General features: G+C 73.7%; 11 protein-coding genes. 9 read left to right on the forward strand and 2 right to left on the reverse strand.

Annotated elements, in window-relative coordinates; genetic code table 11:
* Nucleotides 1–341: 341 nt before the first annotated feature.
* Nucleotides 342–1823: a ricin-type beta-trefoil lectin domain protein gene (locus tag JE024_RS12730; protein WP_205373697.1), complete on the reverse strand. Its 1482-nt coding sequence runs from the start codon at nt 1821–1823 to the stop codon at nt 342–344.
* A 117-nt stretch (nt 1824–1940) separates the two neighbouring features.
* Here JE024_RS12730 and JE024_RS12735 point away from each other — a divergent pair, with 117 nt between their 5' ends.
* The 4 genes from JE024_RS12735 to JE024_RS12750 all read left to right on the forward strand — a co-directional run bounded on the left by JE024_RS12735 (nt 1941) and on the right by JE024_RS12750 (nt 8140).
* On the forward strand, nt 1941–3341 hold the full coding sequence (locus JE024_RS12735) for a class II fumarate hydratase (protein ID WP_205373698.1): 1401 nt from the start codon (nt 1941–1943) through the stop codon (nt 3339–3341).
* 104 nt (nt 3342–3445) lie between these two features.
* Entirely contained in the window at nt 3446–4126 is a 681-nt protein-coding gene (fomD, locus tag JE024_RS12740; protein WP_205373699.1) for a cytidylyl-2-hydroxypropylphosphonate hydrolase, read from the forward strand.
* A gap of 465 nt (nt 4127–4591) precedes the next feature.
* A complete protein-coding gene (locus JE024_RS12745; RefSeq protein WP_205373700.1) occupies nt 4592–6475 on the forward strand; it encodes a SpoIIE family protein phosphatase in 1884 nt (627 codons plus the stop codon).
* 201 nt (nt 6476–6676) lie between these two features.
* Nucleotides 6677–8140, forward strand: a complete 1464-nt coding sequence (locus JE024_RS12750; protein ID WP_205373701.1) for a catalase — start codon at nt 6677–6679, stop codon at nt 8138–8140.
* Nucleotides 8141–8215: 75 nt separating this feature from the next.
* On the opposite strand, the gene JE024_RS12755 is transcribed toward JE024_RS12750, so the two are convergent.
* Nucleotides 8216–10444 carry a transglycosylase domain-containing protein gene (locus tag JE024_RS12755; protein WP_205373702.1) on the reverse strand — a complete coding sequence of 743 codons (2229 nt, stop codon included), beginning with the start codon at nt 10442–10444 and terminating at the stop codon, nt 8216–8218.
* A 340-nt stretch (nt 10445–10784) separates the two neighbouring features.
* Between JE024_RS12755 and JE024_RS12760 the strand changes: the two genes are divergently transcribed.
* From JE024_RS12760 to JE024_RS12780, 5 genes are all read left to right on the forward strand, one after another.
* Complete coding sequence (locus JE024_RS12760) at nt 10785–11750, forward strand: SPFH domain-containing protein (RefSeq protein WP_205373703.1); 966 nt, start codon at nt 10785–10787, stop codon at nt 11748–11750.
* Nucleotides 11747–12043 carry a type II toxin-antitoxin system antitoxin gene (locus tag JE024_RS12765; protein ID WP_244882809.1) on the forward strand — a complete coding sequence of 99 codons (297 nt, stop codon included), beginning with the start codon at nt 11747–11749 and terminating at the stop codon, nt 12041–12043. Before JE024_RS12760 ends, JE024_RS12765 begins: the two co-directional genes overlap by 4 nt.
* Before the next feature lie 80 nt (nt 12044–12123).
* Nucleotides 12124–12648, forward strand: a complete 525-nt coding sequence (locus JE024_RS12770) for a PadR family transcriptional regulator (protein ID WP_205373704.1) — start codon at nt 12124–12126, stop codon at nt 12646–12648.
* Nucleotides 12645–13331 carry an ABC transporter ATP-binding protein gene (locus tag JE024_RS12775; RefSeq protein WP_205373705.1) on the forward strand — a complete coding sequence of 229 codons (687 nt, stop codon included), beginning with the start codon at nt 12645–12647 and terminating at the stop codon, nt 13329–13331. Before JE024_RS12770 ends, JE024_RS12775 begins: the two co-directional genes overlap by 4 nt.
* A gap of 5 nt (nt 13332–13336) precedes the next feature.
* A complete protein-coding gene (locus tag JE024_RS12780) occupies nt 13337–15706 on the forward strand; it encodes an ABC transporter permease (RefSeq protein ID WP_205376519.1) in 2370 nt (789 codons plus the stop codon).
* Nucleotides 15707–15788: the final 82 nt, after the last annotated feature.

A 15788-nucleotide genomic window follows, 5' to 3' on the forward strand; every position in this document is an offset into this window, starting at 1 on the left:
CCCTCGCGGGCGCGACGCCTTACGGGGGCTCCGCCCCCGGACCCCCGCGCCTCAAACGCCGGCGGGGCTGGGAAAGCACCCGGCGCCGGCGGGGCTGGGAAAGCCCCGCGCCGCGAGGGCGACGCGCACCGGGCATCCGACTCCGGCGGGGCTGGGAACGACCCTCGCCGGGCTGATAGGCGCGGTCCGCACCACCAGGGGGCGACGCACAACGCGCCACAAACGCCCGCACGCCCGGGAAGGAACGGGCCCGCCCCGTGGGAGAGCCGGGAACGGGCCCCTGGCCCGGCACGCGCCGCGAGGGCGACGCGCACCGGGCACACGCCGGCGGGGCGGCCCGCTCACGCGAAGCGCTGCCCCGGTGAGCCGTCGCACGCCGCCAGGCGCAGCGGCTGGCCGCTCGTGCCCTGGGTCAGGCAGAGCCCGGTCGCGGCGGACGGGCGGAGGGTGGCGCCGTCGCGGACGAAGCGCTGGTTGGCGCCGCCGTGGCAGTCCCACAGGACCAGGGCGGTGCCGGCGCGGTAGGCGGAGTCCGGGACGTCCAGGCAGCGGTCCTGGCTCAGTTCCGTGTGGAGGGAGCCGCGGGCGGTGTCGTGCCACCAGCCCTGGTTGCGGCCGCCGTGGCAGTCCCACGCCAGGGTCCGGGTGCCGTTGCGGGTGACGGCGCCCTCGACGTCGGTGCAGGAGCCGGACGCGGACCTCAGCGGGCGGTAGACGTCGTCCCAGGCGAGCGGGAAGAGCCGGGGGGCGCCGCTGGAGGCGACGTCCGCGCAACTCGCCTCGCGCAGGCCCGAGTCGTAGAGCTGGGTCAGACAGGACGCGAAGGCCGCGTGGCCCCGGGCGTTCGGATGGAAGGACTGGCGGACGGAGTTGGCGTCCGGCGGGAACGGGTTGCCGAGGTCGATGTAGAGACCGCGGGCCCAGGTGTCCTGGTGGCAGACCTCGTGGCCGTGGAAGAGGCGCGAGTTGTCGAGGTAGACCGCGCCGGTGCTCTGCGCGGCCCGGCGCATGCCGCGTTCGAAGGCGGGGACGGCCGTGTTGCGGCCCCACACGGTGTCGGAGTCGTAGCCCAGGCCGCCGCAGACCAGCTTGCCGGGGAAGGACGGGTTGTCCCGGAAGTCGGGGCCGATGGGGCTCGGGTAGCCCATCACGACGAGCTTGTAGTCGCCGTCCCCGTAGCCCGCGCCGCGCATCACGGTCCGCAGGTCGCGCACGGTCTGCTCGACCTTGGGCACGAGGCCGTCGACACGGGCCTGCCAGCCGGGGGCGTACTTCGGCTCGCAGGCGCCCTGGAGCAGGATGTAGCGGGTGACGCAGTCGGTCATGACCGGGCCGAACTGGAGGTCGTCGTTGGCCCCCGCGACGAGCAGCACCATCTTGATCCGGGTGTTGCGGGCCTTGATCGCGAGGCTGTCGCTCTGGACGAGTTCGTCGGCGTACTGCTTGCTGCCGCCGATGCGGATGTTGACGGTGGACGCGCCCGAGCAGGAGACGTTGTACGTGACGTCGGCGGCGATGCCGGTACGGTGGACGGCCGCGTCGGGCGAGCGGTGGCACCAGTTGTCGGGACCGTCGGTGCCCGGCTCGTAGGTGCCGACGCCCTCGCCGGAGATCTCGCTGTCGCCGAGCGAGATCAGCGCCGTCCTGCGCTGGTCGAGCGGGCGTTCGGCCGGACTGCCGTAGAGGGCGGTGGCCTCCGCCGCGCGGACGGCCTCCAGCGCCGGCGGCAGCGGGACGGACGCGGCCGCCGCGGCCGCGGGTGCGGCCGGTGCCGCGGCCGCCGTGCGCCGGAACGGGTGAACTCTTGGGCCTGGTCGCGTCATTGCGCCTCCCCGGGTTGTGGTCTCCCGGGGTATGTACTGGCGGGTAGTGCGGTTGGGAATACGCGGAACAAGACAACTGCTCAACTTTTCGAGGCGAAGGCTCAAGGAAGGACAGCGATGAGCGGCACGGCGGCGGGCGAATTCCGGATCGAGCACGACTCCATGGGCGAGGTGCGGGTCCCCGCGCACGCGAAGTGGCGGGCCCAGACCCAGCGGGCGGTGGAGAACTTCCCCGTCTCCGGCCAGCGTCTGGAGCGCTCGCACATCGAGGCCCTGGCGCTGATCAAGGCCGCCGCGGCCCGGGTGAACGCCCGGCTGGGCGTGCTGGACGCCGACCTCGCGGAGGCCGTCGCGAGCGCGGCGGACGAGGTCGCCGGGGGCCGCTGGGACGAGCACTTCCCCGTCGACGTCTTCCAGACCGGGTCCGGCACGTCCTCGAACATGAACGCCAACGAGGTGATCGCCACGCTGGCCGCCGAGCGCCTCGGCCGGGACGTCCACCCCAACGACCATGTGAACGCCTCCCAGTCGTCCAACGACGTCTTCCCGTCCTCGATCCACATCGCGGCCACCGCCGCGGTGACCGGGGACCTCGTGCCGGCGCTGGAGCATCTGGCGGCCGCCCTGGAGCGCAAGGCGGCCGAGTTCGCCGCCGTCGTGAAGTCGGGGCGCACGCACCTGATGGACGCCACCCCCGTCACCCTCGGCCAGGAGTTCGGCGGCTACGCGGCGCAGATCCGCCACGGTGTGGAGCGGCTGCGCTCCGCGCTGCCGCGCCTCGCCGAACTCCCCCTGGGCGGCACGGCGGTGGGCACCGGCATCAACACCCCGCCCGGCTTCTCCGCGGCCGTCATCGCGGAGGTGGCGGCGGCCACGGGACTGCCGCTGACCGAGGCCCGCGACCACTTCGAGGCGCAGGGGGCGCGGGACGCCCTGGTGGAGACCTCCGGACAGCTCCGGACGGTCGCGGTGTCGCTCACCAAGATCTGCAACGACCTGCGGTGGATGGCCTCCGGGCCGCGCACCGGGCTCGCGGAGATCGCCCTGCCGGACCTCCAGCCCGGTTCGTCGATCATGCCGGGCAAGGTCAACCCGGTGGTCCCCGAGGCGGTGCTGATGGTCGCCGCGCAGGTCACCGGCAACGACACGGCGGTCGCCGTCGCGGGGGCCGCGGGCAACTTCGAGCTGAACGTCATGCTGCCGGTGATGGCCAGGAACCTGCTGGAGTCCGTCCGGGTGCTCGCCAACGCCTCGCGCCTGCTCGCGGACCGGACGGTCGACGGGATCACGGACGACACCGAACGCGCCCGCGAGTACGCGGAGTCGTCCCCCTCCGTGGTCACCCCGCTCAACAAGTACATCGGCTACGAGGAGGCGGCGAAGGTCGCCAAGGCGTCGCTGGCCGAGCGCAGGACCATCCGGGAGGTCGTCCTGGCACGCGGATACGTGGAGCGCGGCGAACTGACCCTGGAGCAGCTCGACGAGGCGCTGGACGTGCTGCGCATGACCCACCCCTGAGGCGGCGCGGGCGGGGCGCGGCGACGCACCGCGGCCCGGATCGCGGCGCACGCACCGTGACGCGGATCGCGGCGCACGCCCCGCCCCCCTCCTAAGATCTGCTCATGACAGGGACGGAACGCATCGCACGCTGGGCACCCGGGGACCACATCCTCTGGCGGTACCGCGGTCATGCCCCCGATCTCGACGGCTGCACGGTGCACATCTGCCGGCCCGTGACGGTCGTCCAGGACACCGATGACCTGCTCGCCGTCTGGATGGCGCCGGGCACCGAGTGCGTCAAACCGGTGCTCGCCGACGGCTCCCCCGTGCATCTGGAGCCGCTGGCGACCCGCTACACCGCGCCGCGCACCCTGACCCGCGACCGCTGGTTCGGCGCCGGGGTGCTCAAGCTGGCCCGGCCCCGGGACCCGTGGTCGGTCTGGCTGTTCTGGGAGTCGGGCTGGCGGTTCAAGAGCTGGTACGTGAACCTCGAGGAGCCGCGCACCCGGTGGGCGGGCGGGGTGGACTCCGAGGACCACTTCCTCGACATCTCCGTCTATCCGGACCGCAGTTGGCTGTGGCGCGACGAGGACGAGTTCGCCCAGGCGCAGCTCGTGGGCCTGATGGACGAGGCGAAGGCCGAGCGGGTCCGGGAGGCGGGGCGGGCCGCGGTGGCGTCCATCCGGGCGTGGCAGGCACCGTTCTCCTCGGGCTGGGAGCACTGGCGTCCGGACCCTTCGTGGACGGTGCCGCGGCTGCCGTCCGACTGGGCGGGGCGCGGGGAGGGGCGGCCCGCGGCCTGAGCCGTGCGCCCGGGCCGCGCCGGACGGGGCGGGACGGACACCCGCAGGGGCGTCACGGAGTGAAGCTGGCCGAAAATTTGCGTTTCGGCCCTCACTCCGCCCGATCCTTCCCGCCCTGTCGTACCGGCCCGTCCATCTCCTTGTCCGATTCCGGTCAGCGAACGCGCTCCGGCGTATACGACCTCGTGAGACTCTTGATGCGCCCCCCGGGGGCAAACGTAGGATCGTCGTCCGCAGCGCTGCGCCGTACGAGGGAGAAAGCGCAGGACAGACCGCACTCCAGCCCGCACGTCAGCACGAGTCACCAAGACAGCAACAGTCGCACAGAGGGGGTCGAGCCGTGCCGGATGTCCGCCGTCCCACCAGGACCGGCCCCGGGGCGGACGCACAGCCCCACCGGACGGCCGCCACAAGCGGCCGCAGCGCAGTCGCGTCGACCCACCCGAGCCGGACGGAATCCCACGCGTGACGGAGCATCCCACCTCCCATGAGGGCCGGCAGCCCCTGGCCGCCCGGTCCCAGGAACGCACCCGGCCGCGGGCGCAGGCCGCCGGCGTGCCCGCCGGGCAGCCTTCGCTGCCCCAGCCGGCCACGCCGCCGCACTCCGTGCAGGCGCAGGCCCAGGACATCGCCGGCACCGCGCGCCGCGAGGGCGACCGGCTGCGGTTCGTCGGGGCGGCGACCCGGCGCATCGCGCGCGGCATCGACCTGGACGAGATCGTCCTCGGTCTGTGCCGGGCGACCGTGCCCACCTTCTCCGACGCGATACTCGTCTATCTGCGCGACCCCCTGCCGGTGGGCGACGAGCGCCCCGTCTCCCCCTTCGTCCTGCGGCTGCGCCGCAGCGACCGGCTGCGTTCGACGACGGACGACACCGAGGGCGGCGCGGGCGCGGTCGTGTCCGTGCTCGACCCGGGGACCGACCTCACGCCGGCCGCCGAGCTGTGCGAGGTCCGCTCCGGCGGCGCGCTCTCCGAGGTGCTGCGCGGGGTGCGGCCCGTCTTCGGCGACTCGGCCGCCGCCCGCGCGGCCCTGCCCGAACTGCTCGGCGACGGCCGCAGCGTGCCCAGCGGGCACCGCGCGATACTGGCCCCGCTGCGCGGCCGGCGGCGGGTGATCGGCGCTGCCGTCTTCCTGCGCCGCCCGGACCGGCCCGCGTTCGAGCCCAACGACCTGCTGGTCGCCGCCCAGCTCGCCACCCACACCGCCCTCGGCATCGACAAGGCCGTGCTCTACGGGCGCGAGGCGTACATCGCCGACGAGCTCCAGCGCACCATGCTGCCGGACTCGCTGCCCCAGCCCACCGGCGTGCGGCTGGCCTCCCGCTATCTGCCGGCCGCCGAGACCGCGCGGGTCGGCGGCGACTGGTACGACGCGATCCCGCTGCCCGGCAGCCGGGTCGCGCTGGTCGTCGGCGACGTCATGGGCCACTCCATGACCTCGGCCGCGATCATGGGCCAGCTCCGCACCACGGCGCAGACGCTGGCCGGGCTCGACCTGCCGCCGCAGGAGGTCCTCCACCACCTCGACGAGCAGGCCCAGCGCCTCGGCACCGACCGCATGGCGACCTGCCTCTACGCGGTCTACGACCCGGTCTCGCACCGGATCACCATCGCCAACGCCGGACATCCGCCGCCCATCCTGCTGCACCTGGGCGGGCGGGCCGAGGTGCTCCGGGTGCCGCCGGGCGCCCCCATCGGCGTCGGCGGCGTGGACTTCGAGGCCGTGGAGCTCGACGCCCCGGCCGGGGCGACCCTGCTGCTGTACACCGACGGTCTGGTCGAGTCCCGGCTGCGCGACGTGTGGACGGGCATCGAGCAGTTGCGGGAGCGGCTGGCCGCGACCGCCCAGCTCACCGGCCCCGACCACTCGCCGCCGCTGGAGGCGCTCTGCGACGACGTGCTGGACATGCTCGGGCCGGGCGACCGGGACGACGACATCGCGCTGCTCGCGGCCCGCTTCGACGGGATCGCGCCGAGTGACGTCGCCTACTGGTTCCTGGACCCGGAGGACGCGGCGCCCGGCCGGGCCCGCCGGCTCGCCCGCCGCGCGCTGGAGCGCTGGGGCCTGGAGGACCTCTCGGACTCGGTGGAGCTGCTGGTCAGCGAGGTGGTCACCAACGCGGTGCGCTACGCGGAGCGGCCGGTGATGCTGCGCCTGCTGCGCACCGAGGTGCTGCGCTGCGAGGTGGGCGACGACTCCCCGCAGCTCCCGCGGCAGCGCAGGGCACGGGACACGGACGAGGGCGGCCGGGGCCTGTTCCTGGTGAACCGGCTGGCCAGACGGTGGGGGGCGACCCGGCTGTCGACCGGCAAGGTCGTCTGGTTCGAGCTGCCGGCCCGGGGCTGACCCGGCGCGTCACCGCCGCCGGACGGGTGCGGGGCCGGCGGGCCCCGCACGCACCCCGGGGAGGCCCCGCGGGGCAGCGCTCCGCCCGGACATGGGACAAGTCCGGAAAAGGTCCATATGTTGCCCGGAGGGTGTGCAAGGCGTTCACTGGGGCACACGGCCGATGCGACCACCATCCCCCAGACCGACTGGAGGACTCCCGTGACCGAGTCCACCCCCAGGGCCCCGTACACGACGAACAACGCCGGCATCCCGGTGGAGAGCGACGAGCACTCGCTGACCGTCGGCCCGGACGGACCGATCCTGCTCCAGGACCACTATCTGATCGAGAAGATGGCCCAGTTCAACCGCGAGCGGGTCCCCGAGCGCGTGGTGCACGCCAAGGGCTCGGGCGCATACGGCTTCTTCGAAGTGACCAACGACGTCAGCCAGTTCACCAGGGCCGACCTGTTCCAGCCGGGCCGGCGCACCGAGATGCTGGCGCGCTTCTCCACGGTGGCGGGCGAGCAGGGCTCCCCGGACAGCTGGCGGGACCCGCGCGGCTTCGCGCTGAAGTTCTACACCGAGCACGGCAATTACGACCTGGTCGGCAACAACACCCCGGTGTTCTTCGTCCGCGACACGATCAAGTTCCAGGACTTCATCCGGTCCCAGAAGCGCCACCCGGTGACCGGGCTGCGCGACCACGACATGCAGTGGGACTTCTGGACCCTGTCCCCCGAGTCCGCGCACCAGGTCACCTGGCTGATGGGCGACCGGGGCATCCCGAAGTCGTACCGCCACATGAACGGCTACGGCTCCCACACCTACCTGTGGATCAACGGGGGCGGCGAGCGGTTCTGGGTGAAGTACCACTTCAAGACGGACCAGGGCATCGACTTCCTCACCCAGGCCGAGGCCGACGAGCTGGCCGGGTCCGACCCCGACCTGCACCGGCGCGACCTCTTCGGGGCGATCGACGCCGGTGACGCGCCCTCCTGGACGCTCAAGGTCCAGATCATGCCGTTCGAGGACGCGGCGGACTACCGGTTCAACCCGTTCGACCTGACCAAGGTGTGGCCGCACGGCGACTACCCGCTGATCGACGTCGGGCGGATGGTCCTCGACCGCAACCCCGAGGACTTCTTCGTCCACATCGAGCAGGCGGCCTTCGAACCGTCGAACATGGTGCCCGGCATCGGGCCCTCGCCGGACAAGATGCTGCTCGGGCGGCTGTTCTCCTACCCGGACACCCACCGGTACCGGATCGGCCCCAACTACGCGCAGCTGCCGCCCAACCGGCCGCACGCGCCGGTGAACTCCTACGCCAAGGACGGCCCGATGCGCTACACGCCCTCGCAGGCGTCGCGGCCGTACGCGCCGAACTCCTACGGCGGCCCCGCGGCCGACTTCGGGCGCTTCGGCGACCCGGCCGGCTGGGAGACCGCGGGCGAGCTGGTGCGCGAGGCGACCCGCAAGCACCGCGAGGACGACGACTGGGGCCAGGCGGGCACCATGGTCCGCGAGGTCCTCGACGACGCCCAGCGCGAGCGGCTCGCCTCCAACATCGCCGGCCATCTGCTGGACGGGGTGAGCGCACCGGTGCTGGAGCGGGCGATCCGGTACTGGCGCAGCGTGGACAAGGACCTCGGCGACACCGTCGCGCAGAAGGTCGACGGCGGCTGAGCGCGGCCCCGCACACGGCAGGGCCCCCGGAACGCGTGTTCCGGGGGCCCTGCCGTGTGCGCCCCGCCGTGCGGGTCAGTCCTGCGGCCGGAGCCGCTCGCCGCTTCCGTCGTCCGGTTCGACCGGCGGGGAGAACGTGACGCCGCCGCTGGGCGTCGGGTCCGGTCCCTGGGTCTGGGACGGCGTGGGGTCCGGGTCGCGGGTCTCGGTCTCGGAGGGCGTCGGGTCCGGGTCCCGGGTCTCCGTCTCGGTCTCGGACGGCGTCGGGTCCGGGTCCTCGGTCTCCGTCTCGGAGGGCGTCGGGTCCGGGTCGGGTTCGGGGCTGGCCGGCTCGGCCACGTCGAGGTCGAAGGAGGCGTCCGAGCCGCCGTTCAGGGCGTCCAGCGTGTAGTCGCCCCAGATCCTGGCCGGGAAGCCGCCGCCGTTGGCGCGGCCGGAGTTGGCCGTGCCGGTGAGCGAGACCTGGCCGCCGCCCTCGGCAGTGGACTCGCCGAAGAGGGCGACCACGGTGGTCAGTTCGGGCGTGTAGCCGGCGAACCAGGCGGAGCGGTTCTTCTCGGAGGTGCCGGTCTTGCCCGCGGCCTCGTAGGCGCTGGACTTCGCGGCGACGCCGGAGCCCTGGGCCACCACGCCCGTCAGGCCCGCGGTCACGGTGTCGGCCGTCTCCCGGCTGACCACGGAGCCGCCGATCGGGTCGGGCAGCTCGACGGTGCGGTCCTTGTGCTCGGCCTTCGCCACGATGGTCGGCGTGACCTTCTTGCCGTGGTTGTCGAGGGTGGCGTACACCCCGGCCATGTCCCAGGTGGAGGCGCCCATGGTGCCGAGCGACACGGCGGGCCGCTCGGGGAAGTTGACGTCCGGCACGCCCAGTTCCAGGGCCGTCTCCTTGACCCGGTCCAGGCCGACGTCGACGGCCATCTGCGCGAAGGCGGAGTTGATCGAGCGGTTCAGCGCCGTCTGCACGGAGACGGGACCGTAGCTGCGGCCCAGGTCGTTCTGCGGGGCGAACGGGGTGTCGCTGCCCTTCACCGGGCGCTTGCTGGTGCCGTCGTAGACGGTGTTCAGACCGATCGGGTCGCCGTCCTGGGTCCGGGACTCGTTCTCCAGCGCGGAGGCGAGGACGACGGGCTTGAACGTCGAGGCGGGCTGGTAGTCGCGGCGGGTGGCGTTGGACAGCCAGTGCTGGGTGGCGTCGGTGCCGCCGTACAGGGCGACGACCTTGCCCGTCCTCGGGTCGACGGAGGTGGCGCCGGCCTGCACGGTGGCGTCGACCTTGCTGTCCTCGCGGTCGAGCTTCTCCTCCAGCTGGTCCTTGACCGCCTCCTCCAGCTCGCGCTGCTTCTTGCGGTCCACGTTGAGCGTGATCGTCCAGCCGCCGCCCTTCAGGTCCTCCTCGTCGAGGCCCTGGCGGGCGAGTTCGGCGTTGGCCGCCTCGACGAGGTAGCCGGTCTGGCCCTCCATGCCGGGGGCGGGCCTGGGGGCCTTCGGGACGGGGAACTCCAGGCCCGCGCGCTCACCGGCGCCGAGCCAGCCCTCCTCGACCATGTTGTCGAGGACGTAGTTCCAGCGCTCGGTCACCAGCTTGCGGCCCGTCTCGGAGGCGGAGGACCAGTCGTACTGGCTCGGGGCCTGGAGGAGGGCGGCGAGGTAGGCACCCTGGGCGACGTTCAGCTTCTCGGCGTCGACGCCGTAGTACGCCTGCGCCGCGGCCTGGATGCCGTGGGCGTTGCGGCCGTAGTAGCTGGTGTTGATGTACCCCGCGAGGATCTCGCTCTTCTCCTTCTTCTGATCCACCTTGAGCGAGATCACCAGCTCCTTGAGCTTGCGGGTGACCGTCTGGTCCTGGTCCAGGTAGTAGTTCTTGACGTACTGCTGGGTGATCGTGGAGCCGCCCTGCTTGCCCTTGCCGGTCAGGGTGTTCTTCACGCCGCGCAGGGTGCCCTTGAGGTCGACGCCGGAGTCCTCGAAGAAGGACTTGTTCTCCGCGGCGACGAACGTGTACTGCACGTCCTTGGGGATCTGCTCCAGGCCGACGATCTCGCGGTTCACCTTGCCGGTGCGGGCGAGGACCGTGCCGTCGCTGTACTTGTAGATGTTGCTCTGCATCTCGGCCTCGGCGTTGGCCGCCGGCACCGGGACCATCAGGTAGACCACGAAGAACGCGCCCATGACGATCAGGCAGAAGCCGAAGAAGGTCCCCAGCAGCTTCCGCCAGGTGAAGAACCTGCGTATGCCCGTGGGCCCGGCCGTCCCCGCCCGGCGCGCACCGCGCTGCCGAGCCCCTCGCTCATCCGCACGGCCCATCGCTTCGCAGCTCCGCTCTTCCGTCGTCACGTCGTTCGCCGGAGGCCGCGCCGGTCGGCGGGCCGTCGTTCGTCGGTGGCCCCACCGGGCGGCGGGGCCGTCGTTCGGTGGCCGCGCCGGCAGGCGGGCCCGGAATCAGCTCAGAAAGGTAACACCGGCAGGCCGGGCAAAGGGGTCCTGATCCGACCTTTTCCGGACGTGACAATCAGCACCCCCTCACAAAGGAACCGACTCCTGAGAGACCCGCAGGGTTGCGGCGGCTGCTAATCTGATATCACTTTGCTAGACAGACGGACCCGGCACCGCCCGGGTCCGCCGGCACGGAAACGGGGAGTGGACCATGCCCGCACACGGGACACAGGGAACGGACACGACGGTGGACAGGGAGACGGGCGCGCCCGATCTGCCCCAGATGCCGGCGCCGCGGGTGCGCGAGACGGCGGCCCACAGCATCGGCGGCGGGCTCGCCCTGCTGCTCGGGCTGCTCGGCCTCGCGGCGGGCACCGCGCTGGCCGTCGCGGCGGCCGGGGTGGAGTCGTCCGGCGCCAAGGCGCTGATGATCGTGGGAGGCATCGTCGTCGGGCTCGCCGCGATCTTCGCGATGTGCGGGCTGAACATGGTCGCGCCCGGCGAGGCCCGGGTCGTCCAGCTCTTCGGCCGCTACCGGGGCACCATTCGCACGGACGGCCTGCGCTGGGTGAACCCGCTCACCACCCGGGCCAAGATCTCCACCCGGGTGCGCAACCACGAGACGGCCGTCCTCAAGGTCAACGACGCCTACGGCAACCCGATCGAGCTCGCGGCCGTCGTGGTCTGGAAGGTCGACGACACCGCCCAGGCGATGTTCGAGGTGGACGACTTCCTGGAGTTCGTCTCCACGCAGACCGAGGCCGCCGTGCGCCACATCGCCATCGAGTACCCGTACGACGCCCACGACGAGGACGGGCTCTCCCTGCGCGGCAACGCCGAGGAGATCACCGAGAAGCTCGCCGTCGAACTGCGCGCCCGGGTGGACGCGGCCGGCGTCGACATCATCGAGTCCCGCTTCACCCACCTCGCCTACGCGCCGGAGATCGCCTCCGCCATGCTCCAGCGCCAGCAGGCGGGCGCCGTGGTCGCCGCGCGCCGGCAGATCGTCGACGGCGCGGTGGGCATGGTCGAGGCGGCCCTGGACCGGCTCACCGAGCGGGACATCGTGGAGCTGGACTCCGAGCGCAAGGCGGCCATGGTGTCGAACCTGATGGTCGTCCTGTGCGGCGACCGGGCGGCCCAGCCGGTGCTCAACACGGGCTCGCTGTACCAGTGACCCCGCCGCCCCCGGGGGAACGCAAGCAGGTACTGCTGCGGCTCGACCCCGCGGTGTACGAGGCGCTGGCCCGCTGGGCCGGGGACGAACTGCGCAGCACCAACGCCCAGATCGAGTTCCTGCTGCGCCGGGCGCTCGGCGACGCGGGCCGGCTGCCCGGCGGGGTGGGCCCCCTGGCCCGCCGGGGCCGCCCGCCGAGCCGGCCGGCCGCGGGGCAGGAACCGGGACCGGGGCCCGGGCCGCGAGACGGAGCGGGAGCGGAACGGGCGCGGGAGCCCGGTCCGGACGCCTAGGAACCGTGGAGGGAGGTCGCCGGACGGCGGCCCCCCTCCGCTATACACCGGGGGTATACACCCCGTGTAGAGTGACGCCCATGTCCATCGGTCACACTCTCCTCGGCCTCCTCGAATCCGGCCCCCGGCACGGCTACGACCTCAAGCGCGCCTTCGACGAGCGCTTCGGCCAGGACCGGCCGCTGCACTACGGCCAGGTGTACTCCACCATGTCCCGCCTGCTGAAGAACGGCCTCGTCGAGGTCGACGGCGTGGAGGCGGGCGGCGGTCCCGAACGCAAGCGGTACGCCATCACCGAGGCCGGGATCACCGATGTGTCCCAGTGGCTCGCGGAGCCGGAGAAGCCCGAGCCCTACCTCCAGTCCACCCTCTACACCAAGGTCGTCCTCGCCCTGCTCACCGGGCGCAGCGCGGCCGCGCTGCTGGACACCCAGCGGGCCGAGCACCTGCGGCTGATGCGGATCCTCACCGACCGCAAGCGCCGCGGCGACCTCGCGGACCAGCTCATCTGCGACCACGCGCTCTTCCACCTCGAAGCGGACCTGCGCTGGCTCGAGCTGACCGCCGCGCGTCTGGACCGGCTCGCCGCCGAGGTGCGCGCGTGACCCCCGAGGGATCCCTGCTCGTCGCCGAGGACCTGCACAAGTCCTTCGGCCCCACCACCGCCCTGGACGGGGCCTCGTTCTCCGTCCACCCGGGCGAGGTGGTGGCCGTGATGGGCCCCTCCGGCTCCGGCAAGTCGACCCTGCTGCACTGCCTCGCCGGGATCGTGGCGCCCGACGCGGGCTCCGTCCGCTACGACGGGCGCGACCTCGCCGGCCTCGGCGACGACGGCCGCAGCGCGCTGCGCCGCACCGACTTCGGTTTCGTCTTCCAGTTCGGCCGGCTGGTCCCGGAGCTGACCTGCGTGGAGAACGTGGCGCTGCCGCTGCGGCTCGGCGGGGCCCGGCGCAAGGACGCCGAGAAGACGGCCGGCGAGTGGCTGGAACGCCTGGAGACCGCCGACCTGGCCCGCAAGCGGCCCGGGGAGATCTCCGGCGGCCAGGGCCAGCGGGTCGCGGTCGCCCGGGCGCTGGTCACCTCCCCGCGGGTGCTCTTCGCCGACGAGCCGACCGGCGCCCTGGACTCGCTCAACGGCGAGCGCGTGATGGAGCTGCTCACCGGCGCGGCCCGGGAGCGGAACACCGCGGTCGTGCTGGTCACCCACGAGGCACGCGTCGCGGCCTGGTCCGACCGCGAGGTCGTCGTCCGCGACGGCCGCTCCCGCGACCCGGAGTTCGCCCGGTGAGGCGTCTGCTCCACGAACTCGCCCTCGGCGCCCGGTTCGCCCTCGGCGGCGGACGCGAGGGACGGACCCGGACCGCGCTGACCGCCCTCGGCACCGGTCTGGGCGTCGCGCTGCTCCTCCTCGCCGCCTCCGTCCCGCAGATCATGGCGGCCCGCGAGGCCCGGGAGGCGGCGCGCACGTCCTCCGACTGGTACGCCACGGAGCCCGTGCAGCGGTCGGAGGGGACCGTCGTCCACCTGGAGGCCGGCACCGAGTACCGGGGCGATCCCGTCGCCGGGGAGCTGCTGCGGGCCGACGGCACCCGGCCCGTACTGCCGCCCGGGCTGGAGCGGATGCCCGCCGAGGGCGAGATGTTCGTCTCCCCCGCGCTCGGCGAACTGCTCGGCTCCCCCGGCGGCGCGCTGCTGAAGGAACGTCTCGGCGCCCGGGTGGTTGGCACCATCGGCGACGAGGGCCTGCACGACCCCGGCGATCTGCGCTACTACGCGGGCAGCGACACCCTGACGACCGCCAACGGCGGCACCCGGACCGCCGGTTACGGCACGGGCCGGCCGCACGACCCGGTCGACGCCCCGCTCCTGGTGCTGATCGTGCTGATCTGCGTGGTGCTGCTGGTCCCGGTGGCCGTCTTCCTCGCCACCGCGGCGCGCTTCGGCGGCGAACGCCGCGACCAGCGGCTGGCGGCGCTGCGGCTGACCGGCGCGGACGTCCGCGCCACCCGCCGGATCGCGGCCGGTGAGGCGCTGCTCGGCGCGCTGCTCGGACTGGCCGTGGGCGCCGGGGTGTTCGCGGTGAGCCGGCGGTTCGCCGGCTCGGTGCGGCTGTGGGACCTGGGCGCCTTCCCGCGCGACGTGGTCCCGGCGCCGTGGGCGGCCGCCCTGGTGCTGGCCGCCGTGCCGCTGTGCGCGGTGGTGACGACCCTGGTCGCGATGCGCTCGGTGGCCGTCGAACCGCTCGGCGTCGTACGGGGGTCGGCACCGGTGCGGCGGCGGCTGTGGTGGCGGCTGGCGATTCCGCTCGCGGGCCTCGGGGTGCTGCTGGCCATCGGCCGGGTGACGCCCGGCGGGGCGGTGGACACCTTCCCCGTCGCGGCCGGCGCGATCCTGGTGCTGCTGGGCCTGTCCACGCTGCTGCCCTGGCTGGTCGACGCCGTGGTCCGGCGGCTCGGCGGTGCCGGACCGCTGCCGTGGCAGCTCGCCGTGCGGCGGCTCCAGCTCAGCGGCGGCGCCGCGGCGCGGGCGGTGAGCGGCATCACGGTCGCGGTCGCCGGGGCGATCGCGCTCCAGATGCTCTTCGCGGGCATGCACGCGGACTTCGCCCGGCTGATCTCCCACTCGTCCTGGGACGGTCGGATGAGCGTCGTGGCCGAGTACGCGGCCCCGGGCCTGGCGCCGGAGGCGGAGAAGGCGTTCCGTGCCACGCCGGGGGTACGGGAGGCCACCGCCGTGATCGAGGCGAGCGCCGTCGGCACCGGCCCCGTGGCCGGGGACGAGTCCCGGCCGATGACCTCGCTCGTGGTGGCCTCCTGCCCGACCCTGCGGCGCGTCGCGGAGATCGCCCACTGCTCGGACGGCGACGCCTTCGTGGTCCACCGGCGCGGCGACGCCGAGCTGAACCGGTGGATCGACCGCACCGCCCGGAAGGGGCGGCAGGTCGATCTGAACGACCCCTTCGAGCGGGGCGGGAAGAACGGTCCGCTGCTGTGGACGCTGCCCGCGGGCAGCCCGACGGTGCCGGCCCGGCCGGACGCGGGCGGCGAGGAGCTCTTCGGCATCTTCGCGACGCCCGGCGCGCTCACGGGGGCGGATGCCGGGGGCGGCGCGGCCCCGGTGGACCCGGCCGCGCTGCCGGGCGCGCGGACGGTCGCGCAGGTGCACCTCGACGACGGGGTGCCGGACGCGGCCGAGCACGTCCGCAACACGGCGGCCCGGCTGAGCCCCCTGCTCGCGGTGCGCGAGGCGGCCGACGCGGACCGGGACCAGCGGTACGCGAGTGTGCAGCGGGGCCTGCTGGCCGGCGCCTGCGGGACGCTCCTGCTGATCGCCGCGTCCCTGGTCGTGTCGCAGATCGAGCAGTTGCGGGAGCGGCGCCGGCTGCTGTCGGTCCTGGTCGCCTTCGGGACGCGCCGCGCCACCCTGGCCTGGTCGGTGCTGTGGCAGACGGCCCTGCCGGTGGCGCTGGGCATGGTGGTGGCGACCGCGGGCGGTCTGGCCCTGGGCGCGGTGATGCTGCGGATGACCGGCAAGGCGGTGTCCGACTGGTGGGTGTTCGTGCCGCTGGCGGGGGCGGGCGCGGGCGTGGTCGCGGGGGTGACGCTGCTGTCGCTGCCGGCCCTGTGGCGGCTGATGCGGGCGGACGGCCTGCGGACGGAGTAGCCCCTGGGCGCTCGGCGCGGGGGCGGGCACCCGGGGCCCCGGTCCGCCCCCGGTTCGCCGGTCCGCCCCTGGTGCCGTCGCC

Origin of the sequence: Streptomyces zhihengii (assembly GCF_016919245.1) — a bacterium.
GTDB classification, from domain to species: domain Bacteria; phylum Actinomycetota; class Actinomycetes; order Streptomycetales; family Streptomycetaceae; genus Streptomyces; species Streptomyces zhihengii.

Excerpts from the sequence above, each read along its gene's own strand:
- JE024_RS12730 (WP_205373697.1), bottom strand. The coding sequence starts at position 1,823 with ATGACGCGACCAGGCCCAAGAGTTCACCCGTTCCGGCGCACGGCGGCC.
- JE024_RS12735 (WP_205373698.1), top strand. The coding sequence starts at position 1,941 with ATGAGCGGCACGGCGGCGGGCGAATTCCGGATCGAGCACGACTCCATG.
- JE024_RS12755 (WP_205373702.1), bottom strand. The coding sequence starts at position 10,444 with ATGGGCCGTGCGGATGAGCGAGGGGCTCGGCAGCGCGGTGCGCGCCGG.
- fomD (WP_205373699.1), top strand. The coding sequence starts at position 3,446 with ATGACAGGGACGGAACGCATCGCACGCTGGGCACCCGGGGACCACATC.
- JE024_RS12760 (WP_205373703.1), top strand. The coding sequence starts at position 10,785 with ATGCCCGCACACGGGACACAGGGAACGGACACGACGGTGGACAGGGAG.
- JE024_RS12770 (WP_205373704.1), top strand. The coding sequence starts at position 12,124 with ATGTCCATCGGTCACACTCTCCTCGGCCTCCTCGAATCCGGCCCCCGG.